Source organism: Bacillus sp. B19-2 (assembly GCF_022832475.1).
GTDB classification, from domain to species: domain Bacteria; phylum Bacillota; class Bacilli; order Bacillales; family Bacillaceae; genus Bacillus; species Bacillus paralicheniformis.
In genome coordinates this window covers 58,722-84,068 of record NZ_JALHKQ010000006.1, presented here as the reverse complement: position 1 = coordinate 84,068, position 25,347 = coordinate 58,722, and the positions used below count along the sequence as shown (strand labels likewise).

Below are 25,347 nucleotides of genomic sequence, written 5' to 3'. Positions count from 1 at the left end.
CATTACATTCCTTCAATAATGTCGCTAAACGAGTTATTTAATTCAATAAACTGTTTTTCTATAGGCGTAAATTTATGATTTAGTCGTGTAATGAAATATAAATCGACGTATCTATAAGGTGATGGAACTTCTAAATAATGATGGATATTGTAGCGGCTTGCTATGCGCTTTGACACTAAGGAAATCCCCATACCCATCATTGCAAATTGCACTAAGGATTCTGGATCGCCCACTTCAATGATTTCTCCCTGTTGAATGTTCAAATCTTTAAAAATATTACGTAATAATGAGAGATACAAGCACTTATCTGATAATACAAGTACGTTTTTTCCGCTTATATAATCATCAAATCTCGTATATTGATCTATACCTTGGCCTATGATAACCAATTCTTCATATCCCACTTTTTTATAACTTATTTTTTTATTGTTTAGCGATCCAATCGTATAAGCAACATCAATTTTCCCAAGAAGAACTTGATTTTCAATATATTCTGTTGAACCTGTTTTTAATGTTACCGATAAATCAGGATATGTATGATAAAGTTTATTTAAAGCGCTTGAGAATTGAGTTCCACCGACAGATATCATCGTCCCAATACGAAGTTTTTCATCTTGTTTTTTCATGATGTTTTCGGTTTCTTCCCAAACGAACAATATTTTCTTGTATTGATGATATAATTTTTCTCCCTCTTTCGTTAGTTTTACGCCTTTTGAATTTCTGATAAACAGTTGTTGATGATAATGAGTTTCGATTTTTTTTATTTTTGCAGTCATATTGGATTGAAGGTGATTCAATTTAATTGCAGCAGCAGATATGCTTCTTAATTCCGCCACTGAAACAAAAGCTTTCATGTTTTCAATATCCATTCATATTTCAACCCCCATCAAAAAAAGTGATATAACCATCATAACTTAACATTTAAAATGATCTCTAATTTTAATTATACTCGGTTTAAAGAGTTTGGGAGGGATAGCTAATGAAGAACGACGTGATAAAAGCAGGGATTATAGGCGGATCTTTGAATAATCAATGGGCAAGTCAAACACATATTCCGGTATTGAAGAAAAATCCTTTTTATCAAATAACGGCGATTGGAACATCAAAAATGGAAACCGCAAAAAAAAGTGCTTTGATGCTTAAGGCTTCCTCTGCTTTTACAGATTATAAGGAATTAGCACAATCAAAAGATGTTGATTTGGTAGTCGTTAGTATAAAGGTTCCTTTCCATTATGAAGCTTCGCTTGCAGCCATAGAAGAACATAAACATATATATTGTGAATGGCCTTTAGGCATAGATACTGTGCAGGCTGAAAAACTGGCAAAATTGGCAGATGACGCGAACATTCATCATGCGATTGGATTACAGGGAAGGCAATCTCCAGAAGTTAATTATTTAAAGCGGGCAATCAACGAGGGGGAGATCGGCAGAGTCATCTCGTGCACGATGCAGGTAGCAACACAAGGAAAGGGAAGAATAACAGATGAAAAAAGCAGTTACCTTTTAAAAAGAGAAAATGGGGCGAACCTTCTTACAATCAACGGGGGTCACTCGCTTGATGTTCTTTGTTATATCCTGGGTGATTTTAAAGAATTATCAGCTGCAATGAACAGCCATTATACAGAAGCCGTCATACAAGAAACAGGGATAAAGATACCAAAAAACACAGCTGACCAAATTTTAATACAGGGGACGCTCGTTAATGGCGCTTCGGCCTCTGTCCATATTCAGGGCGGAGTTTATCCAGCTTTTCAATTGGAGATTAGAGGGGAAAAAGGTGTTTTGCGTTTAACACAGCATAATTCCTCAGGACACGTACAATTCGGCAATCTCAAAGTCAAAAAGATTACACATCCTCATGATTTGTTAAATACTGAAGATGTATATTCTGAAGAAGTAAAAATATCCCCAGTGACGGATAATGGTGCAAGAGGCTATCTTGAAACTGCATATAATATTTTAGCGGAAGATATATTTGAACATAAAAGGCAAATCCCAAACTTTCATGACGCTGTCAAACTGCACCGCTTGTTGGACGCCGTTCGGAAATCGGCAAAGACCGGTAAAAAAGTACTCTTAAAAAATGAGTAGGAACCGTATATCTTTGCCCTGGCACATGCCTATCCAGCATTAGCAAATGGTCCGGAAACCCACATGATATAAAAAAACATACCAACAAAATTTGGTATGTTTTTTCTGAGGAAATCCCTAATTAATGAATATTAGGTTTTCTAAAATTACTGCCCTTAACTTCAGCTACGTCATACACAGTGACAAAAGCATTTTTATCAACTTCATTAATGATTTCCTTTAATTTGGTGTCTTCTAAGCGATTGATGACACATGTGATTTCTTTGAACTTTTCGTGGGAAAAACCACCGTAAGCTTCTTTATATGTAGCACTTCGGCCCAATTGATCGCGAATTGTCTCCACCATCAACTCAGGTTCTGTTGTAATAATTTGAAAGGTTTTAGAACCGCTTAACCCTTCCTCGACAACATGAATGACTTTGGACGCAATGTAGTAGGCGATGACTGATAGCAATGCCCCTTGCAAGCCAAATACAGCAGAAACAAAAATAAACACAAAAAGGTTAAAGAATAGAATGAGATCGCTCGTTCCAAATGGCAATTTGCGCGATAACAGCACAGCAAGCATATCAATTCCGTCCAATGCTCCGCCATTACGCAGCGCCAGCCCCATTCCAAAACCAAGGATGATCCCTCCGACAACAGTGACTAACAAGGTGTCCCCTTCGATTATAGCCGGAGTGTGGTGCATAAAACTTGTCCCTGCTGCAAGTGATGCGATTCCGATAATCGATAATAACGCAAAGCTTTTCCCGATTTGCTTATATCCCAGCCAGACAAACGGGATGTTTAAAGCCGCGATAAGTATGCCAAGCGGCAAGTCAAACAGTTGTGAACCAACAATGCTGAGTCCTGTCACTCCGCCATCAGATACATTGTTTGGAATCAGCACTGTTTCCAATCCATATGCCGCTATGATTCCTCCGATCATGACCATTATAACTTTGAAAATCATTTTCGCTTTAAATTTCTTATGTTTTTCGATTTTATTCATGCCATTCCTCATTTCAAATTTTACGTTATATTTAAATATACCATAATAAATTTTTCAGTTAAAAAGTTCAGTCATGTCATTTTGGTAATTCCGGCTGCTGCAAAACCGCTCTTTGCCTTGAATTAAGGTAACCCTTTTAGACTTGGAACATTCGGTTACACCCCGTTTTAGCAACTGGTGAATAACAAATAAAGGCCCTAATATTTATGGACATTTCCAGCCAGGCAAAAGGATTGTCAGCAATCGAACGAAGCTTTTGGATTCTCCCTCTTCAAGATGAATAAAACCTTAACTTTATTGGTTTTTTAAACCCCATTCACATAATCCTTCTAAAACCGGCAATAATGATTCCGCTTTACCAGTGAGACTGTACTCGACCTTAGGGGGAACTTGAGGGTACTCTTTCCGTTTCACCAGACCATCTGCTTCCAATTCTTTAAGTTGTGAACTCAATGTTTTATAAGTAATAGCCCCTATTTGTCTTTTCAGCTCATTAAAGCGAACCGGTTGATTTTCCGCGAGGAGGTAAATAATAACCATTTTCCATTTGCCGCCGATCACGGACAATGTGTAGCCAAAAGGTGTATCTTGAATATTTTTAACTTTGCCTTTATATTCAGCCATACTCATATTTACGCTCTCCTTTTGGATAGTACCTGTCATTAAAGTGCGTACTATTTTTTTGTTTGCGCTCATTTTATACTAACCTTACTTTGAAGTAAAGGAGACGATAACATGGCTAAAAAAACGATACGTCTGTTGATGCCGCAATGGCAAGGGGGAAACAATCCCAACTATTCTTTTGGAGCGGAACTGCTTGCTTGGCTGGCTCCTGAAAATGATCAGCCCCTTATTCATGTTCCGGTTCAAGCTTATGATGGGACTCCGCTTGAAAACGAAAACGGGATAAACGGGAGAAAACAACTGCTGGAACAATTGGAGGCTGCTCAGCATCTCATTCATGCTCATCAGCCGGATCGCATTGTCATGTTTGGCGGTGACTGCTTAGTCGAACAAGCACCATTTGCTTATTTAAACGAACGATACGGCGGGGACTTGGGTTTAATTTGGATTGACGCTCATAGCGATTTAGTTAGATATGTCGGATACGATAACGGTCATACATTACCGCTCGGAAATCTTTTGGGGGAAGGAGATGAGGAGTTCGCAAAACATGTGAAAATTCCTCTTAAACCTGAAAATGTCTTTATTGCGGGATTAGCAGCTCCTACAGAAGAAGAAACAAACGTGATATCAAAAGAACTTCAAAGACAGGGTATAGTTTTCACAGAATCAGACACTGAAGTGATTCAAAGACTTGGGATTAGAACTGCCGGAACTAAAGAGTTAATGACCAGTACCGAATCTATAAAAGAATGGATAAACGAAAGCAACATCAAGTATCTGGCAATACACCTTGATTTAGACGTACTTGATCCGAAGGCGTTTCGTTCTTTATTATTCGCCAATCCTGAAGCACCTGTATATTTTTCTCCTGAGGGAACAATGCAAATGCCGCACCTGCTTCATCTTCTGAAAGAACTCTCTTCCGAAACGGATGTAGTTGGATTAGGTATAACCGAGCATTTGCCGTGGGATTCTATTCATTTGAAGAAATTGCTTAGTGAGATCCCCATTTTAAACCAATAATTTCATAAACGGGACAACAACAAAATCATGCAGTCGAAACTCTCCATAAATAAATACCAAGGGCTCATAAACCCTTGGTATTCCTATGATCGGCCAAGAGACTTGAACTTCCGCAGGGCTGCGCCCTATTGCGTCCTCGACAAAGATGATTCGACCTTTTCACAATAGACAACTCTGCACGACATCAAAAAAGCAAACCATTCGGCCTGCCTTTTTATTTCCCGCCGCTCGATCTTTAAGTTGCTGCATAAAAGACGGCTCTGATTTCGACCTTTAATTTCTGCATGGGGTTGAAGGTCTATATTTCATTTTCAAGCCTCTTTTTCATCACTGCCGCCAATTGCTCCGCATTGGGATCTCCTTCATTTTGCAATTGACCAATGATGTTCATATAGTCTGTATCATTTCGGTTCTGACTTAATTTATATGCAGCCTGAATGTCTTCCACCCGAATCTTAAACCCGACAATCGCTTTCAGTTGATTTTCTAATAGTTGAGGAGAAAGGTTATCCCATAAAATTGGATGTTCCCGATGCTTTTCGTATTTTTCCATCATGATTGTTAATTCTTCTATTAATTCATCTCTCTCTAAAATGCTTGCTTGACCGTATATATGGACGGCTTGATAATTCCATGTTGGAACCTCTTCATGCCCATACCAGGAAGAAGAAATGTATGCGTGCGGTCCCTGAAACATAACAAGTACATCTTGACAGGTTTCAAAAGTTCTCCATTGCGGATTTCCATAAGCGACATGGCCGGTGATATAGTAATCATCACCTTTTTTATTGAACCCCAAGGGCAAATGAGTGGCAATTGGTTTCCCCTGTTCTGTCGTAACGATCGTACCAAAAGAGTTTTTTTGGACAAAACCCAAAATTTCATCAACATTTTCGACTTTAAAATATTTTGGAATATACATCATCATCCTCCTTTTAAAAAAGTTATAGGAGTGTTTTGGTCATGATAAAGTCCGTTTGCTCTTCATCACCCATATAAAAAGAGTGGGCCCCAGTTTGCACAAACCCCATTTTCTTATAAAAAGCAATCGCATTTTCATTTTTTTCCCATACGCCAAGCCAGATTTTCTTTTTATTCAGTTCCTTTGCCATTTCCAAAGCTTTATTGAACAGATATTTGCCAAGCCCATGTTTTTGAAACTCGTTCTTGATATAAATTCTCTCAATTTCAAGTGATTCATCACCCATTTTTTCAGTTTGGGCCTCATCAGTATTGACCTTTAAATATCCAGCGGCTTCATTGTTATAATAAACAAAAAAGAATTGCGAATCGCTGTTGGACAGTTCTTTTTCTAATTGTTTTAAGTGAAACGCCTTTTCCAAATAGGCTTTCATATTTTCTGGAGAATTCTGATCCTTAAATGTCTCATTAAACGTTTCATAACTCATTTCTTGAAGTTTGAGTAAGTCTTCAAGGGTGCACTTTTTTATCTGTACTGTCATTTCAATCTGCCGCTCCTTTATGCCGTCAATAATTTCTCTTGTTCCCCTTTTTCACGAACTCCCAGTCTTTTTCTACATTTTTTCTTACTCTTTGAAGAAGATTGAAGATGGTCTCCGCTTCCCCCTCGGAAAACCCCTCTAATGCCACGCGATTCGAATGATCATTTTCTCTTTTTATAAAAGGGAATACCTCATTCCCCTTTTCCGTCGGAAAGAGTTTTTTTATTTTTTTGTTATATTCATCATCTCTCCGTTCAATAAAGCCCTTCATTTCAAGTTTTTTTATAGCGCGGGCTGCGGTGGTCCGGTCTACTTTAATCATCTCAGCTAATTTCTCCTGAATGATTCCCGGGTTTTCGCATATTCTGACAAGGTACAAATATTGCCCTTTTGTCAGGTCATGTTCTTTAAATTCGATATTGCTTATAGAATCCAATGCCCGGGCAATCATTCCAATTTCACGAAGAATATCCTTCATCATAAACTCCTTTCGAATATGTTTTTGTTGCAAATGCAATATAAATGCCGTACATTAAATATATCGGATTTTTGTTGTATTTGCAATAAAAATAAAGAGGTCGATTAAAGTGAAATATGCTTTTTATGTATTCGGAATTTTAATCTTAACCTTTGGGATTGCTTTCACGATTCAATCAGATCTTGGCGTTTCACCTTTTGACGCACTTTTGGTGGGGCTGTCCATACATGCGGGTCTTACTGTGGGAAGTTGGGAAGTCATCATTGCTTTGCTATTGATAGGCTGCAATTCTTTTTTAAAAAGACAAAGACCGGAAGTTTCGGGGATGCTAACGGCGTTTATAACGGGTATCGGTATTGATATGTGGCTTTTTATGCTGCACTTTTTTGTAACACCAGAACAATGGTGGAGCAAAATGATTTGTTTTGGAATCGGCTTGGTTGTTACAGGATTAGGAACCGCGACATACTTATACACAAATTTTGCACCGATGCCAATTGATCGATTCACATTCATCATAAAAGAATTAACGAGAACCAACATATTTGTTTCGAGAACCATCATTTACCTCCTCTTTTTGACAGCGGCCGTCATCTTAAAAGGACCGATTGGCATCGGAACTTTATTAACCGTTTGTTTAGGCGGACTGATCCTTCATTTTTTTATGCCGTTTGCTGGAAGAGTATTGGGGCGCTTAATAACAATTTCCAGTACATCACCAAATGATGATCAAGATAATACGTATTCAATATAAAATCTATTTTAAGTAAGGGGCACAAGTAAATGAATAAAAAAATACCAAGGGCCTCAAAACCCTTGGTTTTCCTCTGGTACGGCCGAGAGACTTCAACCACTCGGTCCCTTAGCGAATGCTTTTGATCAGCTGTAAAATCCCATTGTTTCAACCTTTTGATCTAAATGTCTTATGCTAGTTCTGAAAGTTTGCCATCTTCGATATACACCACACGGTCACATAAATCTAACATTCTTTTATCATGAGTCACCATTACAGCGGCTTTTTCTCTGGATTTCACTTCATCTGCTAACATTTTTACAATTTGCCGGCCCCGCTCTGAATCAAGACTCGCTGTCGGTTCATCCGCAAGAATAATCTCCGGGTCATTCATCCAGGCACGAGCGATTGCAACTCGTTGACGTTCTCCACCGGATAAACTTTGCGGATAACGATGAATACGATGTTTCAATCCAAGTTTTTCAAGCAGATCAACTGCTCTTTGTTTCGCTTCTTTATGATCATTTCCGGCCAGCTTTGAAATAAGCAACAACTGATCGTGAACTGTTAAATAAGGGATTAAATGAGATGATTGGAATACAAATCCGATTTTTTCCAATCTAATACGATTCAACTTTTTTTCAGTTAACTGGCTTATGTCGTTTTCATCAATCAGAATGCGGCCTGTTGTCGGAGAAAGCAATGCACCGGCAATTGAGAGGAACGTACTTTTACCAGACCCAGAAGGTCCGACCACAGCAACAAATTCCCCGGCTTTCACTTCTAAAGACACTTTATCAAGAACTTTTACAGATGAATCGCCATCTCCGAATACTTTATCGACATGATCAAAAATCAGTTTTTGACTCATTGTGCAGCACTCCCAATCGCTTCAATAGCATCAATTTTTGAAACCTTATATAGAGAAAGTAATGATCCTATCAGAGAAACAACCAGAAATAGACCTGAACAACTTAAAACCAATTGCGGTGTAAGATCAAATGGCATGTTGGTTGGTAATATAGCTGCTACACCATATGTTAATGCAATACTGATCAAGAGACTGATCAATGTTAACAATAAAACTTGTAAAACAATATGAAGCGCTAAATAACCGGTCGTTGCACCAATGGCTTTTAATATTCCAAATTGATTGATTTTCTGTATGGTCATCACATAAAAGAATACGGCTAACACAAAAGCTGCAATAATAAAGAGAAATGCAATCATCATGATAAGTGAGCCTTGCTCTTCAGCATAACCGGGAATACCTTTTAGAGCCTGGCTTTTGTCAATGATATCAACCCCTGTTACATTCTCGCCAATTTGCTCTGCGGTATCTTGACTTGTCTTTAATGCGATTGCATTAAAAAACAATTGTTGATTCGCAGAACGTTGATGAATATCTCCCCACTCTGTGAAGTTGATGTGAATCACAGGTGCGTGGCTGAATGATTCTCCTTTAGTAAACCCCACGATTTTAAACGTTTTACCAGAGAACGGCTCTTTTATATAGTCCCCCAATTTCAATCCATCTTCTTTTAACGAGCGATCTGCAATGACTTCATTTTTGGTCTTGTTGTTAATCATACGGCCTTCGACAACATCAGGAGCCAAAAACCCTTTCATATCTACGGCAAAAAATGTTGCATCAACCTTCTTAGAAGACCCGTTCTGAGTAAATGTGGTCATCTGTATGCCTAAAGGCGCAGCCGATTTATTGTTGGTATTGTTTCGAATGTCTTTCAGTTTATCCTCAGACAATATTGAACGGACCAAGCGATTATCCGCTTCTTTTTGAATCACAAGATAGTCCGCATCCATCTTTTGAATTGAAGACGCATTATCAGAAGATAACCCTTTTGCAAGTCCTGAAACAAAAAGAACAAGCCATGCGATAAGCACCATGATGAACCCAATTAGAAAGTAACGCAACTTTGCGTATTTAATTTCTCGTAAAGCAAGAAACACCGTCTATTCCTCCAATCGATATCCTTTATTCTTAACAGCTTTATTGCCTTAGATAAAATATAGACGGGGAATATGAACAGAACATGAACGGCAAATTACATTACTCTTTAGGCAAGCAAATATGAAAAATTGTTCCTTTTCCTATTTGGCTTTCAACATAAATTTGCCCGTCGTGCAGCTCAATAATTTTTTTAGTAATAGCAAGCCCTAAACCGCTGCTGGCTTCTTTACGGCCCCTTGCCTTATCCGCTTTATAAAAGCGATTAAATATATAAGGCAAATCGTTTTGGGAAATACCAATGCCTGTATCCTTGAATTCTATGTGATATTCATCATCTTTTTGCATCAGCTTGATGGAAATGGAGCCGCCGTTTTCAGTAAATTTGATACTATTCACAAGAAGGTTCGTCCAAACTTGATGGAGCAATTGTTCATCCGCATAAATGAAAGCAGCAGGAAGTTCCAATTCCAAAGCTAAGTCTTTTTCATTCCAGCTCCATTCCGTCATAAATAACACTTGTTTAATTTGAGCAGCAACATCAAAGGTGTTTTTACTCAATATTTCCTTCTCTTTATCCAAGGAAGCAAGTGTTAATAATTGCTTACTTAATTGCGACATGCGTCGGCTCTCTTTTTCGATAATGGACAAGTAATGTTGACGCTGGTCTTCAGATAATTTCTTCGATTGCAATGTCTGTGAGAAGCCTTGTATAGAAGCAAGCGGTGATTGAATTTCATGAGAAACGTTAGAAACAAATTCTTGACGCATGGCTTCCAGCTGCTCCAAATTTTTTGCCATGCGCGAAAAATGGTTGGTCAATTCACCGATTTCATCGCGCAATGTTGTGTTTAATTGAATATTGTATTTTCCTTCGGCGATTTGTTTTGTAGCTTGAGTTAACTTAGTGATTGGCTTCACAATGTAACGGGTGCTAACCAAAACTAAAAGAATGCTGATGAAAATGGTGAGAAGAAGGATCAACGCAAAAAAAATCCGTAACTCTCCAAATTGAAGTTCCGTATTAGGACGGAAAAAAAGGGCGTATTGATGACCATTGTCCGTAATTGGAATTCCAATCGTATTGATGAGTACGTTATCAAAAAATCCTGTAATAAAACCTTTTGAAGAAAATTGGGAAATACCGTGATATACATGACCATCTAATACAGATTGAATCACTTTATCGCTTAACTCTTTTTCTCTAAATGATCCGCCAAAAAAAGAACCCCGCCCCTGTTCATCGACTAAATAAATTTGATAACCTAAATCACCGATATTCCTTAAATAGTGATCAAGTCTGACATTTGGACTGCTTTCATAAAATGTCTTTACATCTTCAGCCATACGGGTTAATTTTTTGTCATTGTAAGGTTTAAGGTTGTATTGATAATATGCATTGGAAATGAAAAAAGCGGCCACACTGCTGAACATCATGACAACAATAGTAGTCAACACAATTTTTAAATAGAGTGTCCTCACTTTTTTGCCACCTCCAATTTATAACCGACACCGCGGATCGTTCTAATATTAAAATCATCGGTAGTGGAAAAACGGCTGCGCAGCCGTTTAATATGAACATCTACTGTTCGATCATCTCCATCAAAGTCCGCTCCCCAAATCAACTGGATTAATTCATCCCGTGTAAAAATTCTGTCTGGATAGCTTGCAAGCTGTGACAATAGTTCAAATTCTTTCATCGGCAGCATCAACAATTTATCGTTACAATGCACTTCATAACTTTTCCGGTCTATTACAGTATCATTGAGGCGAATTTTTTCGGAATTCACCATTTTATATCGACGCAGTAATGCTTTTATGCGAAATATTAATTCCGTCGGCTCGAAAGGTTTAGTTAAATAGTCATCCGTTCCGGCAGAAAAGCCTTTTTCCTTATCTGGCAACTGGTCTTTTGCTGTCAGCAGAATAACAGGAAAATCATAATATTTTCTGATTTCTTCACATAGTTGAAATCCATCCTTATTGGGCATCATCACATCGACCACAGCTAAATGAACTTGCTTTTTCGCAAGAATGGAAGAAGCTTGTTCACCATCAAAAGCTTCAAAAACACCGTAGCCTTCGACTTGAAGGTAATGCCTGAGCAATTCAAGAATATGTTCATCATCATCGACAATGAGTATGTTAATCATTTGGAGACTCCTATCCAGTAAGAATGTTGATTTAACAGTGAAGCTTCAAAAGCTCTTACGGGAGCTAACCATATGATATCGCAGTCACTGTTGTTTTTATTTTCGATAGTAAATCCATCATATACGTAAATAACCGTTAGTAAAACAGCGCTTTAAAAATTTGTTGATGGCAAATTAAGGGGTGCTTGTTTTTTCGAAAAAAGGGCCTGTTACGAATTAGGAATCCCCAAAAAGTATAGAAATGAAATATGAACGGAGTATGAACATTAGGTTACATCATATTCATAAAGAGAGCTGATACCAGAAGCTAAAGCTGCAAGAGGGGGGGGGGGGGCGAGATACAACACACGCGCAATAAATCAAAAAACACCAAGGGTTCATAAACCCTTGGTATTCCTATGATGCGGCCGATAAGTCTTAAACCTTCACTGGGTTTCCCTCAATAAAGCGGAGCCATATTTCCAGCCCCCTCATTTCAGGCATTGCTGTGCATTAGACTCATTTGTATCATTTCATGTACACTTTGGGTGCTAAATGGCCGCGAAAAATAGCCGTCATTTTGGAAATAAACGCCTGATTCAGCCTCAATGTTTATCTTCCGTTATTCAATCGATCTCTATTGATGTACATGCCATACCACATGTAAGCCATTTTGTCTTGGACTCCCGAATTGGTTTTCATAAAACAACCTGGCTTATCTTTTACCTTCACGAGACCATGCTACCACAGGAATGAGTAATAAGGATAAAACCCCTCCGATAAGTGATAATGTTAGATAACTTGAGCCTGCCACAATCATTCCGGACAATGCTCCGCCGGCAGCTCCTGACAACGCAATCAGAACATCCACCGTACCTTGTGTTTTCGCCCGTGTGGCCGTTTCAGTTGAATCAACAATCAGCGCAGTCCCGCTTATCAAACCAAAATTCCACCCCAATCCAAGTAAAGAAAGAGCAATTACAATAAGAACCATAGAATCTCCTGGTGCAAATGCTGCTATTAAGCCTGCCAGAAGCAGCGTAGTTCCAGATGCAATCGCCATTGCAGTACGTCCCAACTTATCAACAAGAACACCTGTAACCAGTGAAGGAAGATACATGGCGCCTATATGAAAACCAATAACAAGACCAACTGCACCCAAGTCATGTCCATGATGTCTCATATGAACCGGTGTCATTGTCATAATAGCGACCATTACAATTTGGGTAAGAACCATAACGGCTGCACCAACGATTACGCCTCTTTTGTTTTCTATGTGTTCAGTTGTTGTCAAATGGCCTTCATCACTTGGCTCTTGCTTGCTCGATTCGATTGTTCTTGCTATAACTAATGGATCTGGACGAAGCATGATGAAAAGGACAACGCTTGCTAAGATATATGCCGCCGCGGCTAAAATGAAAGGGCCCGCTAGTGACGGAACACCAATAGAATGGGCGAAATCCCCCATCACATTCACTAAATTCGGACCTGCCACCGCGCCAAATGTTGTCATAACCATCGTCACACTGACAGCAGTCGCCCGCTGCTTACGATTTGCCAAGTCTGTACCTGCATAACGAGCTTGTAAATTTGTCGCTGTCCCGGCACCGTAAATAAGCAATGAAGCAAATAACAAGAAAATACTATTTATGATTGCTGCAATGATGACGCCTATTGCTCCAAGTCCGCCAATCATAAAACCGGCTGAAAGACCTGCACGACGACCATAGCGTTGAGAAAGTCTGCCTACAAATAAGGCCGCCCCCGCTGATCCTAAAGTAAATAAAGCTGTCGGGACCCCTGCGTAAGCATCCGTTCCGAGCATTTGCTGAGCAATAAGAGCACCGACTGTGATTCCTGCCGCCAGCCCTGCACCGCCAAAAATTTGTGAAACACTTACAACGAATAATGTACGCTTGTATAACGTTTTTTGTTTTTCCGGGGAACCAATGTAGCTTTGCAATGAAGCTGATTGAACGTCTGACGGTTTTACACTTTCTTTGTGCAGCATGATCTAACCTGCCTTTCTTAGTAAACCTCCAACTAGATTTGAATCATCATAACACGCGCAAAAAAACCATACAATATTGCAATTGTATGGCGAACAATATTAGGCAAGATCATTTAGCAAGCGCCTAAGGATGATTAATCCTTTTTCAAGCTCTTCGAGCGTTTCTGGTGCACATACGGAAACCCTTACCGCCTTTTCTGGACAACTATTTCCAACGACGAAGCGTTCAGCCGCATACACTTGCACACCATGTTCCGCAGCTAATTTTTCAAATTCAGCACCTGTAATTCCCCCCGGTAACAACAACCACCGAAAGATGCCTGTTTCAACACCTAAACACGTATAGTCCGCAAAATATCGATTTACGATTTGGTTTCTGCGAATCGTTTGTTCACGATGCCCCTCAATTAAGACTTCAAATTGATTTGATACAATCGTGCGCGCAGCAAGTTCTGCTAATAGCGGAGAAACGGTTATATTTAAATTATAAAGCGCCCTCGAAACCGGCTCCTTAAATTGACACGGCACTGCAACATACGCCAGTCGCAGCCCCGGTGCCAATGATTTAGATAAACTTGCGATATGGATAACCTGTTCCGGCGCGAATGATGCCAGTGCTGGAAGTGGATTTTTACCAAGAAGATGGTACGATGCATCTTCAATAACAAACAGATTATACTTCATTGCAATTTCTGCAATGATCTTTCGATTCTCTACAGACATAAAGGACGCTGTCGGATTATGATAATCCGGGATCAAATAAATGCCTGCAATGTTTTCATTTTTATAAGCATATTCAAGTGACTCCGGCTTCATTTCACCGTTCTCGGATTTTATCGGTACGATCTGCACACTTAGCATTGATGCAACGGTTTTTAATCCGGGATATGTATGATGATCAACACCAATGCGGTCTCCAGGCTTACAAAGACCCGCCAACGCGGCAGCGATCGCATTTTGTCCCCCATTTGCAAATAAAATGTGATCAACAGTAGTTTCAAAACCGCCTCTTCGGATTAGCTTTACAGCCGCGTCCTTTTGCCAAAGGCTTTCGCCCGCCCGGCCATAACCAAACCATTTTTCATAATCTGTCTCTTGCAGCATACTGCTCAAATGGAGCATGAGCGGCTCGTAAGAAGCATGATCCGGCAGTGTTGCGCCCATTTCAATGAGCTTTGGCTTTGTATCCTCAAGTAAATACGCATTCGATAACGCATCATACGATACAAATGTGCCGCTCCCAACAGTTGCACTTAACAATCCCTTTAACTCACAGACTTTAAACGCCTTTGAAATGGTACTCAAATTTAAATCCAAATAATCAGCCAGTTCCCGCTGAGGAGGAAGTTTTGTTCCAGGCAATAAAACTCCGTTTACGATATCCTGCTCCAATTGCCTTGCAAGTGCTTTGTAAATGGGCTTTTCAGTTTTATCAATCGATGGCTTCCAACTCATCGGATAGTTTTCAAAAGAATTGATCGGCATGATACGCCATCCTTTTTTCACTCTATTATATGGTTGTGGTGTTTATAAAACAATTATCATTTATATTCTGAATCGGAAAGAAATGGCGGACTAGTTAGACGACGACTTGAAGTAAGTTGGAGTAAAACATTATGGGGCATAGGCAGATTATAACATACTTGATTTGTTGCACATTTTATTCCATCAGGTAATCTCATTATTTTTTCTAAGTCTTCAACATCCAAATTAGAAACACCTATGACTTCATTTTCCCCAGACTTTTTATTTTTTCCAAGGTATCAATTGTTTCTTCAATAGCTGAGTATGGAAGATAGTTGTCCTACAGATGGATAGCTAACAGTCTGGGTGATATTTCTTTGTTGTGTCTGCGCTGTAGTAGAAGCTGCACTTACACTAGGAGCTAAAAACAAAGACAATATTGACATAATCTCAAAAGAGTGCAAGTTTATTTATAGAAGTATTAACCTAAGGAGCCAATAACAAATCATGAATAATGTTTCATTAATATATAAGGAATTTGGAGATCCGCTTCAAAAATTACAGCTATATACCGGAGAAAAGCTTCCTCTTCAGCCAAATGAAATTCTTGTCAAAATGATTGCCAGTCCAATTAATCCTTCAGATTTGCTTCCAATTAGAGGAGCCTATTCTCATAGAATTAAGCTGCCGGCGGTTGCAGGATATGATGGTGTGGGAATTGTTATCGATCAGGGCAAAGATGTATCACCATCACTGATTGGAAAAAGGGTTCTCCCTGTAAGAGGAGAGGGAACTTGGCAACAATATGTAACCACAAAAGCTGATTATGCAATAGAGCTGCCTCCATCAATAAGTGATCACGACGCCAGTCAACTGTATATTAATCCATTAACAGCCTGGCTAATTTGTACGGAATCATTGCGTGTTCAACCGAATGAAATTGTGTTAATGAATGGCGGAGGTACATCTATTGCAGGTTTGTTTGCGCAAATTTCTACTATACTGGGATTCCGTTTAATTGTCATTACAAGAAACAGCCGCAAGATAGAGAAACTTCAAAAACTTGGGGCATGGAGAGTTATCGACGCTTCCAACGGTTCTATATATGAACAGATTTCTGATGCTTGCGACATCGGTGTTGACCATGCAATTGACTCTGTGGGAGGAGAAAGCGGCGAACTGCTGGCGAGAGCGTTAAAACCTGAAGGGACGTTTGTCAGTTATGGTCTGTTGTCAGGTATACCAAACGATTGGAGAAAGCTTCACGAAGTATACCATGTGTCACCGCAATTATTCGCCTTAAGACTTTGGAACGAGAGACATTCCGTTTCTGAATATCGCAATCGCTTCTCGGAGGTATTTAAGCTTGTTGAGAGCGGAAGAATGGTCATCAATGCCCCAGAAAAAATATATCATTTTGAAGATTTTTATGATGCCTTGAAGCATTATGAACAGCCGGGTTTGAATGGAAAAATACTGTTGAACTTTGCATGAAGGAGATGTAACCAAAAAGAAAGAATAGGAAGTCGTTGTATTCGAAAAGAAAAATAAATAATTGAGATACATTCCGCATATTGTCAATCCAGTATGTTATACTGTAAACAACCTTTGAAGCGTTAAATCTTTTTCTATTACCTTTTACCACCTCCCTACTCGAACGTTGAGTAGGGTTTTTTGTTAAGCATTATACAGAGAACATAAAAAAACAGGCCCTATATAAAGAGCCTGTTTGTATAAACGATTGAAGATTAAGCAGTTTTTTGAACGTTAGCAGCTTGAGCTCCGCGAGGACCTTGCTCAACGTCAAATGTTACTTTTTGACCTTCGTCTAATGATTTGAATCCGTCACTTTGGATTGCAGAAAAGTGTACGAATACATCGTCTCCATCTTCACGTTCGATAAATCCAAAACCTTTTTCTGCATTAAACCATTTCACTGTACCTTGTTCCATTTTTGTTGCCTCCTAGTGCGTTACCGCACATTGTATTACTATCCTTGCCCAAAGTATCATCAAGACGAAAAGTCAATCTTCATACTATCCTTTACACCGAACAAAAATAATTCTTCTTTATCATAACAGGAAACGGAAATAATTGCAATTCATATTTTTGTTTTATTCATGGCATTATTGACTAAATATGGATATTAATGCAGAAGCGGAGTCTCAATCATTCTGCATTGAATTTATAACATGTCTAATAACCATCGTTTAAAAACACCGTGAATGAATCAGAGTGTCTTCAAACCTTACTTGTAATGTTTGTCCTCAAACAATCAATGCTCACGGACTAAATAAACCGATTCTCTAGGGGAGCACGGAGAGCGTTTGGCCCGATAAAGAGCCGGGTATAATTTTCATACGCCTTTGTATCCCGGCTGGCTCTGCTAATAAACATTTAATCGAGCTGGAAATCAGCTTCTCATTCCCAATAATTTTACAGAAGAATAGGAAAGATACTTGTTATATATGGTGGATGACGCAGGGACTTCAAAGGCAATAAAACGTTCTCTAGATCATCATAGGAGGGGAAACATTAAAAAATGAATGAGCAAAACCTAAGGACTTTGAGAAAACTGGTTACACCTTATGAAAAGTCCGATTTACAAAAAAGTGTTTATCAAATCATTAACACATTGGTACCATTTTTCCTGTTATGGTGTTTGGCATATAAAAGCTTGTCGATTTCTTATTTCCTTACATTAGCGATTTCTTTCGTTGCGGCAGGTTTTTTAGTGAGAACCTTCATCATCTTTCATGATTGCTGCCACTATTCCTTTTTTAAGAACAGAAAGGCGAATCGAATCCTTGGAACAATTACAGGAATTCTGACTTTGCATCCTTTTGATCATTGGGGACGCGACCATTCTATCCACCATGCGACAAGCAGCAACCTGGACAAACGCGGTACAGGCGATATTTGGGTACTGACCGTTGAAGAATATAAGGAAGCCTCAACTAAGACAAAAATCATGTACCGTTTGTACAGAAATCCGTTTGTTATGTTTATGATTGGGCCGATTTACGTCTTCGGGATTACCAATCGTTTTAATCGTAAAGGGGCAAAACGCAAAGAACGGATAAATACGTATGTAACGAACCTGGGAATCGTCGCGTTGACAGCACTTTTATGCTGGGCTATCGGCTGGCAAAACTTCCTGCTGGTTCAAGCGCCAATTTTTATGATATCGGGATCTCTCGGAATTTGGATGTTTTATATTCAGCATACGTTTGAGGATTCTTATTTTGAAAAAGATGAGCATTGGGAATATGTAAAAGCAGCAGTTGAAGGAAGCTCTTTTTATAAGCTTCCAAAAGTCATGCAATGGCTAACAGGCAACATCGGTTTCCATCATGTTCATCATTTAAGCCCGAGAGTCCCAAACTATAAGCTTGAAGAAGTGCATAACAACATTAAACCATTGCAAAACGTACCGACCATTACACTGGCAACAAGTCTAAAGTCGTTAAAGTTCCGTCTATGGGATGAAGACAGCAAAAAATTTGTCGGTTTTAGCCACTTAAAAAAAGCTTCTAAAAGCCAAATATCAGCGCACCTAAGAACGGATTAAATAAACTTCCCATCATCGATGATAAGCCTTGATATTATTGGTATGCGGCCGAGAGGACTTAAACCTCCACGGGTTATTCATCCACTAGACCCTCAATAAAGTGGAAGCTTATCACGATTTTGAAAGCTTGTTTTCGTTGTATCTCTTTACACCACTTAAAAAAATTTCATTGTTTTTTATGAATGATAGAAGGTATTTAAGGAAAACGGGCAAGAAAATCTCTTGAACTAAGATTTGATAAGTATGTAAAACCTGCTTTAAATGATCTTCTGACATATGAAGAATTGGCTTGGGGAACTTTAGAAGGGCAAATTGCCAGCGCGCTTAATACCGGAATAAAAAACAGTACCGCGCGTAACCTTAATGAGAAATGCTATTACTTCTTTACACGAACACCTAGCACCTGACTTCAAAACAAGAGATTTAGTTCTCTTAACACATGGTTTTCCAGAAGAACAAATTTCAAAATTCGACAAACTTGATGTTCCTATGAAAAAATTAAACCCATCTAAAGAAGATTTCAGATAATTAGCCGAAATAAAAGGAATACTTCACTTTACGAATGAAGCAACTGAGGAAATAATTTTAGGGTACAAATCTGATGGAATATACCCAAAAATCACGCATTAAAATAAAGCAGGCCTATGCCTGCTTTAAAATTTAAATCCGTTCAAATTCTTTGACTTTGTTTCTTTCCCTTTATCCTTTTCATCATCGGGTGTTTTCCTATCAAGGCCTAAACGATCGTTCTCCTCACCATGAGGAATATATTGGAATTCCATCTAAAAGACCGTCGCCTCTTAGTAAATCACAATAACAATGATGATAAAATCTCTCAAGGAAACGTTCAGCAGCCGCTACCCCTGATTAAAGATGATCTGTTACCACACTGTTACGTTAGAACTTCCACTACTTTGATAACCCTCTGTCGCTAAAACTTGGTAAGACCAATTACTACCCAGATTCATTCCATGACTCTTCCATGCTTTAACATGATTGCTGAAAGTGATTTTAGCGTTGCTTCCAGTTGGTCTCTTCGTCTGGCGAACACTCCAGTACTGCGTGAAAGTAGTTTTGTCGCCATCAATGGAAGGTGCGTTATAACGTGTAGTTGTATATATGTCATATGTACCCCCATCACTGTATACAGTACCTTTATACGTTCCAGTAGGTCTATAAGTACCCCATGAATCCACTACATAATATTCTATGAGAGGTGATCTGGTCCAACCATATAAAGCCAAATATCCATTGCCATTCGGCGCCCAAACTCCGGCATTATAGTTTATTGTCCTAGATGGCGAACCTGTAGTCCAACCTTTACCAACAACGAAATTTCCGGTATTAGACCAATTAACACTGTAATTCCCTCCAGGCCCATTGACAGCGTTGACTGTTCCGCCGCCATCAGTCCAATTTTGCCAGTAGTCTGGGCTAGCTGCAGAGGCGGTTACCGAAAACAAGCTAATACTCATTAAAGCTGCCGTTAATCCAACTAAGAAATTCCTTTTAAACTTAAACATATGTTACCTCCTATTAATATTTTTCTGACTTTGACATGAGGTAGCACTCCTATATATTTAAAACATTATTAATTGCAACGCCAAAGCCTTTGATCGTCCCCTTCAATATAATATCACGAATTGATGAGTGAATATTAATAATATCTGTAAAATAATTACAAAGGCCTAAAAATTCACATTAAAAGTGTTCTTGTAACACCATAGCCTTATCCTCTTTTCGCGGAATCACAATTCTTGTTTCTAAATCTGATGGAGTAATATCTGCGGTTAATTCCCATTCGAACCATTTCGTATGAAGGAGATATACATTAGGGATTGTGAAGTTACGGGCGCCTTTTCCCAAACAAACAAAAAGAGACTGCTGACCGTTTAGATGACTTACAGTAACTGGAGTAAATGTGGAGTAAAAAAATAAATGAAAAAGAAACAAAAAAATACCAAGGGCGTCAAAACCCTTGGTATTCCTATGATGCGGCCGAGAGGACTTGAACCTCCACGGGTTATTCACCCACTAGGCCCTCAACCTAGCGCGTCTGCCATTCCGCCACGACCGCATGATATGTTGTTTTTAAAGTGCGGGTGAAGGGACTCGAACCCCCACGCCGTAAAGACACTAGATCCTAAGTCTAGCGCGTCTGCCAATTCCGCCACACCCGCGTAAAAAAACAATGGTGAGCCATGAAGGACTCGAACCTTCGACCCTCTGATTAAAAGTCAGATGCTCTACCAACTGAGCTAATGGCTCAAATATAATGGCTGGGCTAGCTGGATTCGAACCAACGCATGACGGAGTCAAAGTCCGTTGCCTTACCGCTTGGCTATAGCCCAAAGATATGAGAAATGACCCGTACGGGATTCGAACCCGTGTTACCGCCGTGAAAGGGCGGTGTCTTAACCACTTGACCAACGGGCCATATGAAGTCAGCATCATATTTTCCTAATGGCGGAGAAGGAGGGATTTGAACCCTCGCGCCGCTTACGCGACCTACACCCTTAGCAGGGGCGCCTCTTCAGCCACTTGAGTACTTCTCCATTGGCTCCACAGGCAGGATTCGAACCTGCGACCGATCGGTTAACAGCCGATAGCTCTACCACTGAGCTACTGTGGAATGATCAGACTCATTTTATTATAAATATGTCGACAAAATGTGTCAAGAAGAACAATTTGTCTTTATGGCTCGTCTTGCGACGGCTTTTATAATTTATCATAGACAAGCCTGATCAGTCAACCCTTTTTTATGATTTCTTTTATTTTCCCTCCGCACTTACCGCAAACATAACGGCTTGTATCCATTTTCCGCTTTCTGAGAAACGTTTGTCCGCATGCGTCGCACTTGTATGTGCGTACTTTTCTTTGCGGCTTTTTCTCTCCTGCGAGCGGCGTGCAGAATCGCGGCGCACCGACTTCCTTTAATAGCGTTCTAAAATCCTTGTCGCGGTGCTTGTAGCCTTTCCCTTCCAGATGGAGGTGGTAATGGCACAATTCATGCTTGATGATGCCTTCAAGCTCTTTTTGCCCGTGCTCTGTCAGGTATTTTTTATTCAGCTCGATATTGTGGGAATTCAGCAAATACCTGCCTCCGGTCGTTTTCAGGCGGCTGTTGAAGTAAGCGCGGTGCCGGAACGGTTTTTTAAAGTATGTGAGCGAAAGCTGTTCTGTCAGCTGCTGCAGTTGTTGTTCGTCCATTGCTTCGGTCCACCTCATTTTTAAAAACATTGAACAGGACAAATTCCGGGCGGCATAAACTAATACACGACACCCATACTCTTATGATAAGAGCCTGAGGAGGGATGAGCAATGCCGAATTGGCTCAAAAGCCAGATGCAGAGAGCTTTTTATGAAAAAGATCATTACCAGATTAAATTGCTGAATCAGTGCTGGTATTTTTACAGAAAAAAACACTGCTGATAGACAGTGTTCATCGGAGCCCGAATGGTCATTCTTCTGTTTCCTCATCATCTTCACCGGTCCTTTTATCATCTCACACAATGGCGCCCGTTACTCCCCAAATGGAGCTGACCGCCCGATTTCGGGGAGCATGGGCGAATGATTCTTCCGCGGAAGGACGAGCCGTTTATCCTTTTCTTTTAAACGGAAACCAGTTGGCTGAGCCGAAGATCCGAACCATCACAGGGACGAACAGCGGCAGCATGACGAATGCGTACAGCAAGAGCCCCGTCAATACAAGGGTGGCGATTTGCAGAAGCGATAAAACGCCGGACGGCAGCATCGCCGCAAAGGTTCCCGCCAAGATGACAGCGGCTGAAATAATAACGGACCCCATATTTTTCATCGATTCCGTCATCGCCGTTTTAATATCCGTTCCGCGATACTCGTTAAAGCGTTCCATCAGGAAGATCGAATAGTCCACACCAAGCGCCATTAAAATCACGAATCCAAAGAAAGGCACCGCCCAGTTGAGGCCGGGATAGCCGAAAAACGCCGTGAAAATGAACTCGGTTACACCGATGGACGCAAAGTACGTCAAGATCAACGATCCGACCAAATACACCGGCATGACAATAGAACGGAACAGCAGGACGAGGATCAGGAAGATACCGATCATCATATAGATCACCGTATTGCTGAAATCCTGGTCTGACAGCTGCTTCAGATCGGCGTTGATGCTGGAAACGCCGCCGACGCCAAACGATGTATCTTTCAAATGCGTGTCGGGAAGAGCCCGTTTTACGGACGCTTCAATGTCTTTGACATTGACAATCGCTCCGTTTCCGTACGGATTGTCTTCCAATATCACATCGATCGTCGTGATATGGCGATCGTCTGACATATAGGAATTAAACACCTGCTGAAATTGCTTGTTTTTCAGGACTTCTTTAGGGACAAACCAGCCGGACATTTCTTGATCTGATGCGTTTTTCAGCTGATCCAGGTAGTCGCCTGCCCCCATCAGACCGCTTGAAATTTTTTCGAGGCCGTCCACGCTTGAATTCAAACCTTTTGTTAATTGATCGAGCTGTCCGGCGAATTCTCCGACTTTTTCCTTCATCTGCCTTTGGCCTTCGGCGACATCACCCGCGCCTGATTCGAGCTTAGGCAGCGAATCGGCGAGCTGTCCCTGCCCCTTCGATGTCTCTTCAAGCCCTTTTTCGATTTGGCCGAGGCCGTTGATCAGAGCATCGATTTTGCTTGTGTACACTTTTTGCTCTTCCTGCGCTTTTGCGATAAATGCGTCTGCTGCTTCAAGCTGCTTTTTCGCGTTTGCCGCCTGCTTCGTGTAAACGGCCGCTTTCTGTGATCCCTGCTTGATTGCCGATGCAAGCTCCGTGTAAGAGCCTTTAATCGCTAAATAAGAAGGATTCTCCTTCACTTCGGGAATTTCACTTTCAAGATTTTTGAAATGTTGATTTGTCTGCTTGATCATCTTTTGCACGTCAGCCGTTATGCCTTGGGCATTTTCGGCTTGAGACAATGCCGCTTTCAAGATTTTCGATATTTCTTTGTAACTTTCGATTTGTTCATTTAATTGATCGACCTGCGCCGTCAGCTGTTTTTTCGCAGTTTGAATTTCTTTTTTCGCCTGAGCGACGCCTTGTTTGCTTTTGTCTGTACCGTCCTTCAGCTTTCTCATATTGGCTTCAACGTCGCTGATGCCGGCTTGGATCGATTCGGTTCCTTTGATCAGCTGGTTGATTCCTTTTCCGGACGCTTCGATTTGCGGCTTCTGATCCGCGATCGACTTGCTCGCTTCGGCGAGCCCGTCTTTGATCTTTTTCAGACCTTTATTGCCGCTCTCAAGCCCTTTATTCAGCTCATTCGCCTGTGTTTTGACGTACAGGTCGCTCAGCCCTTTTCCGACCGGACGGGTCGCACTGCGGACTTTGCTGACGCCGTTTGTCTGTTCAATGGCGCGGCTGATTTTTTCAATCGCGATCAGCCCGTCATTGGTATCGAGCGCATCCGATGTTTTGAGCACGACCGTGACCGGCAATGATTCCCCGGGCCCGAACTTGTCGGAGATGGTGTTAAAAGCGCTGACGGATTCGTATTGATCTCCGATTTCGTCAAGGCTGTTATAGGAAAGTGTTCCTTTATACATCAAGATTGGCGGCACGGCTACGGCCGCTACGATCAACAGGCTGATCAGCGGCTTACTGAAAGCGAAACGGCCGGCGGTTTCCCATAGCTTTGACTGCGGATGCCCGATATTTCCTCTGACGGGCCAAAACAGCACTTTTCCCAAAACAGCCATGAAAAACGGCACGATCGTCAAAAGCGCCAAAATCAAGACCGCGACACCAACCGCTACTGCGACCGCAGACTTGTAAAGCTGGAATTCAGCAAAGCCGATGCAAGTAAAACCGATCAAAACGGCGAATCCGCTGAACAGAACGGTTTTTCCCGCCGTTTTATACGTTGTCAGGATAGCTTTAATCTTGTCTTTCCCGTGGGCAAGCTCTTCCTTAAAACGGCTCAAAAGAAGAATGCAGTAATCCGTCCCGATTCCGAACATGATCGCCACCATGAAGATTTGCGTAAACGTGGACAGCGGAAAATCAGCGTATTCGACAAGATAGGCGACGACGGACTGGCTCACAAGGTAGGAAAGCGCGACCGCCAAAAGCGGTACAAAAGGCGCAACCGCAGAACGGAAGACGAGAATCAATACGATTAAAATAAAACCGACCGTAATATATTCGGTTTTCTTCAGGCCTTCCTGCGAGCTTGTTATAACATCATCATCAATGAGCGGCTGTCCGGTCATCTCGTAGTCAAGGTTTAAAGTTTTGAGCTTTTCATTTACCTTTGCTTTAAAATCAGCCGCACTGATTTTGTTTGCATCAAATGTGACAGGTACAAGCAGCGTCGTTCGATCCTTTGACAACAGCTGCTTTTGAATATCCTCATCCGCGTCAAAGTATGATGTGATATCTGAGACGTGGAGGGAGGAATCCTTTTCTAAAATGGTGATCGCTTTTTTTAAAGCTGCTTCCCGATTCGGCAGGAGCTGTTTGTCCTGAAATACGACGACAATCGCTTTGTCCGTATCCCCGTCTTTTGACATTTGTTCGAGAAGCTTGTTCGCGTAAGAAGACGGATAGCCTTCAGGGACCGCTATCTGGCCCTTCTCCTTTGTTAATTGGCCCATATCGGGCGCCGTGATGAATAAGACGGCGGCCATTGCAAGCCAGAGCGCCGCAATGATCCATCTCGCCTTTATAATCTTTCTCATTGACGTTTTATTCCTCCTCTATGAGCTGTGCGGGTTTTTCATTTTAAAAAAAGACGGCTGATTGCTGCCGTC

22 protein-coding genes and 7 tRNA genes are annotated in these 25,347 nt (G+C 40.7%); 6 read left to right on the top strand and 23 right to left on the bottom strand.

Annotated elements, in window-relative coordinates:
- Positions 1–2 precede the first annotated feature (2 nt).
- Positions 3–869, bottom strand: a complete 867-nt coding sequence (locus tag MST20_RS19420; RefSeq protein ID WP_243944287.1) for a LysR family transcriptional regulator — start codon at positions 867–869, stop codon at positions 3–5.
- Positions 870–979: 110 nt separating this feature from the next.
- Here MST20_RS19420 and MST20_RS19415 point away from each other — a divergent pair, with 110 nt between their 5' ends.
- Entirely contained in the window at positions 980–2,092 is a 1,113-nt protein-coding gene (locus MST20_RS19415; RefSeq protein ID WP_243944286.1) for a Gfo/Idh/MocA family protein, read from the top strand.
- A gap of 121 nt (positions 2,093–2,213) precedes the next feature.
- Here MST20_RS19415 and MST20_RS19410 read toward each other — a convergent pair whose 3' ends face one another.
- Both MST20_RS19410 and MST20_RS19405 read right to left on the bottom strand, forming a co-directional pair.
- The gene (locus tag MST20_RS19410; protein ID WP_025810048.1) at positions 2,214–3,086 is read right to left on the bottom strand and encodes a YitT family protein; all 873 of its coding nucleotides are present in this window, start codon (positions 3,084–3,086) and stop codon (positions 2,214–2,216) included.
- A gap of 294 nt (positions 3,087–3,380) precedes the next feature.
- Entirely contained in the window at positions 3,381–3,716 is a 336-nt protein-coding gene (locus MST20_RS19405; RefSeq protein WP_065643224.1) for a winged helix-turn-helix transcriptional regulator, read from the bottom strand.
- 105 nt (positions 3,717–3,821) lie between these two features.
- Here MST20_RS19405 and MST20_RS19400 point away from each other — a divergent pair, with 105 nt between their 5' ends.
- Positions 3,822–4,736: an arginase family protein gene (locus tag MST20_RS19400; protein ID WP_243944285.1), complete on the top strand. Its 915-nt coding sequence runs from the start codon at positions 3,822–3,824 to the stop codon at positions 4,734–4,736.
- 298 nt (positions 4,737–5,034) lie between these two features.
- Here the strand turns inward: MST20_RS19400 and MST20_RS19395 are convergent, their stop codons facing one another.
- Genes MST20_RS19395 through MST20_RS19385 form a run of 3 tightly spaced genes read right to left on the bottom strand, consistent with a single transcriptional unit; the run spans position 5,035 to position 6,677 of the window.
- Positions 5,035–5,658 (bottom strand): FMN-binding negative transcriptional regulator, encoded by a 624-nt coding sequence (locus tag MST20_RS19395; RefSeq protein ID WP_243944284.1) that lies wholly within the window; start codon positions 5,656–5,658, stop codon positions 5,035–5,037.
- Positions 5,659–5,680: 22 nt separating this feature from the next.
- The gene (gene paiA / locus MST20_RS19390; protein WP_243944283.1) at positions 5,681–6,199 is read right to left on the bottom strand and encodes a spermidine/spermine N(1)-acetyltransferase; all 519 of its coding nucleotides are present in this window, start codon (positions 6,197–6,199) and stop codon (positions 5,681–5,683) included.
- A gap of 25 nt (positions 6,200–6,224) precedes the next feature.
- Positions 6,225–6,677 carry a MarR family winged helix-turn-helix transcriptional regulator gene (locus tag MST20_RS19385; RefSeq protein ID WP_243944282.1) on the bottom strand — a complete coding sequence of 151 codons (453 nt, stop codon included), beginning with the start codon at positions 6,675–6,677 and terminating at the stop codon, positions 6,225–6,227.
- Between the two features lie 109 nt (positions 6,678–6,786).
- On the opposite strand from MST20_RS19385, the gene MST20_RS19380 reads away from it, so the two are divergent.
- Entirely contained in the window at positions 6,787–7,431 is a 645-nt protein-coding gene (locus MST20_RS19380; protein ID WP_243944280.1) for a YczE/YyaS/YitT family protein, read from the top strand.
- A 169-nt stretch (positions 7,432–7,600) separates the two neighbouring features.
- On the opposite strand, the gene MST20_RS19375 is transcribed toward MST20_RS19380, so the two are convergent.
- The 6 genes from MST20_RS19375 to MST20_RS19350 all read right to left on the bottom strand — a co-directional run bounded on the left by MST20_RS19375 (position 7,601) and on the right by MST20_RS19350 (position 15,007).
- Entirely contained in the window at positions 7,601–8,281 is a 681-nt protein-coding gene (locus MST20_RS19375) for an ABC transporter ATP-binding protein (RefSeq protein ID WP_243944279.1), read from the bottom strand.
- Positions 8,278–9,381: an ABC transporter permease gene (locus MST20_RS19370; RefSeq protein ID WP_243944278.1), complete on the bottom strand. Its 1,104-nt coding sequence runs from the start codon at positions 9,379–9,381 to the stop codon at positions 8,278–8,280. Before MST20_RS19370 ends, MST20_RS19375 begins: the two co-directional genes overlap by 4 nt.
- A gap of 100 nt (positions 9,382–9,481) precedes the next feature.
- A complete protein-coding gene (locus tag MST20_RS19365) occupies positions 9,482–10,861 on the bottom strand; it encodes a sensor histidine kinase (protein ID WP_243944277.1) in 1,380 nt (459 codons plus the stop codon).
- Positions 10,858–11,532 (bottom strand): response regulator transcription factor, encoded by a 675-nt coding sequence (locus MST20_RS19360; RefSeq protein ID WP_243944276.1) that lies wholly within the window; start codon positions 11,530–11,532, stop codon positions 10,858–10,860. Before MST20_RS19360 ends, MST20_RS19365 begins: the two co-directional genes overlap by 4 nt.
- A 694-nt stretch (positions 11,533–12,226) precedes the next feature.
- The gene (locus MST20_RS19355) at positions 12,227–13,525 is read right to left on the bottom strand and encodes an MFS transporter (RefSeq protein ID WP_243944321.1); all 1,299 of its coding nucleotides are present in this window, start codon (positions 13,523–13,525) and stop codon (positions 12,227–12,229) included.
- 96 nt (positions 13,526–13,621) lie between these two features.
- Positions 13,622–15,007: an aminotransferase-like domain-containing protein gene (locus MST20_RS19350; RefSeq protein ID WP_243944275.1), complete on the bottom strand. Its 1,386-nt coding sequence runs from the start codon at positions 15,005–15,007 to the stop codon at positions 13,622–13,624.
- A gap of 486 nt (positions 15,008–15,493) precedes the next feature.
- Here MST20_RS19350 and MST20_RS19345 point away from each other — a divergent pair, with 486 nt between their 5' ends.
- The gene (locus MST20_RS19345; RefSeq protein ID WP_243944274.1) at positions 15,494–16,480 is read left to right on the top strand and encodes a zinc-dependent alcohol dehydrogenase family protein; all 987 of its coding nucleotides are present in this window, start codon (positions 15,494–15,496) and stop codon (positions 16,478–16,480) included.
- A gap of 254 nt (positions 16,481–16,734) precedes the next feature.
- On the opposite strand, the gene cspC is transcribed toward MST20_RS19345, so the two are convergent.
- The gene (cspC, locus tag MST20_RS19340) at positions 16,735–16,938 is read right to left on the bottom strand and encodes a cold shock protein CspC (protein WP_065643234.1); all 204 of its coding nucleotides are present in this window, start codon (positions 16,936–16,938) and stop codon (positions 16,735–16,737) included.
- Positions 16,939–17,528: 590 nt separating this feature from the next.
- Between cspC and desA the strand changes: the two genes are divergently transcribed.
- Complete coding sequence (gene desA, locus MST20_RS19335) at positions 17,529–18,557, top strand: Delta(5) desaturase DesA (protein WP_243944273.1); 1,029 nt, start codon at positions 17,529–17,531, stop codon at positions 18,555–18,557.
- Positions 18,558–19,438: 881 nt separating this feature from the next.
- On the opposite strand, the gene MST20_RS19330 is transcribed toward desA, so the two are convergent.
- The 9 genes from MST20_RS19330 to MST20_RS19290 all read right to left on the bottom strand — a co-directional run bounded on the left by MST20_RS19330 (position 19,439) and on the right by MST20_RS19290 (position 21,767).
- On the bottom strand, positions 19,439–20,080 hold the full coding sequence (locus MST20_RS19330) for a glycoside hydrolase family 11 protein (protein ID WP_243944272.1): 642 nt from the start codon (positions 20,078–20,080) through the stop codon (positions 19,439–19,441).
- Positions 20,081–20,550: 470 nt separating this feature from the next.
- Positions 20,551–20,634 (bottom strand) — tRNA-Leu (locus MST20_RS19325).
- Between the two features lie 20 nt (positions 20,635–20,654).
- Positions 20,655–20,737 (bottom strand) — tRNA-Leu (locus MST20_RS19320).
- A gap of 12 nt (positions 20,738–20,749) precedes the next feature.
- Positions 20,750–20,825, bottom strand: a tRNA-Lys gene (locus MST20_RS19315).
- An 8-nt stretch (positions 20,826–20,833) separates the two neighbouring features.
- A tRNA-Gln gene (locus MST20_RS19310) sits at positions 20,834–20,908 on the bottom strand.
- 13 nt (positions 20,909–20,921) lie between these two features.
- Positions 20,922–20,993, bottom strand: a tRNA-Glu gene (locus tag MST20_RS19305).
- Between the two features lie 28 nt (positions 20,994–21,021).
- Positions 21,022–21,112, bottom strand: a tRNA-Ser gene (locus MST20_RS19300).
- 2 nt (positions 21,113–21,114) lie between these two features.
- Positions 21,115–21,189: transfer RNA gene (locus MST20_RS19295), tRNA-Asn, on the bottom strand.
- Positions 21,190–21,305: 116 nt separating this feature from the next.
- Positions 21,306–21,767, bottom strand: a complete 462-nt coding sequence (locus MST20_RS19290) for a SprT family protein (RefSeq protein ID WP_165426114.1) — start codon at positions 21,765–21,767, stop codon at positions 21,306–21,308.
- 111 nt (positions 21,768–21,878) lie between these two features.
- Between MST20_RS19290 and cmpA the strand changes: the two genes are divergently transcribed.
- The gene (gene cmpA / locus MST20_RS19285; protein ID WP_023857852.1) at positions 21,879–21,989 is read left to right on the top strand and encodes a cortex morphogenetic protein CmpA; all 111 of its coding nucleotides are present in this window, start codon (positions 21,879–21,881) and stop codon (positions 21,987–21,989) included.
- Positions 21,990–22,155: 166 nt separating this feature from the next.
- Here the strand turns inward: cmpA and MST20_RS19280 are convergent, their stop codons facing one another.
- Positions 22,156–25,275: an MMPL family transporter gene (locus MST20_RS19280; RefSeq protein WP_243944271.1), complete on the bottom strand. Its 3,120-nt coding sequence runs from the start codon at positions 25,273–25,275 to the stop codon at positions 22,156–22,158.
- Between the last annotated feature and the right edge of the window lie 72 nt (positions 25,276–25,347).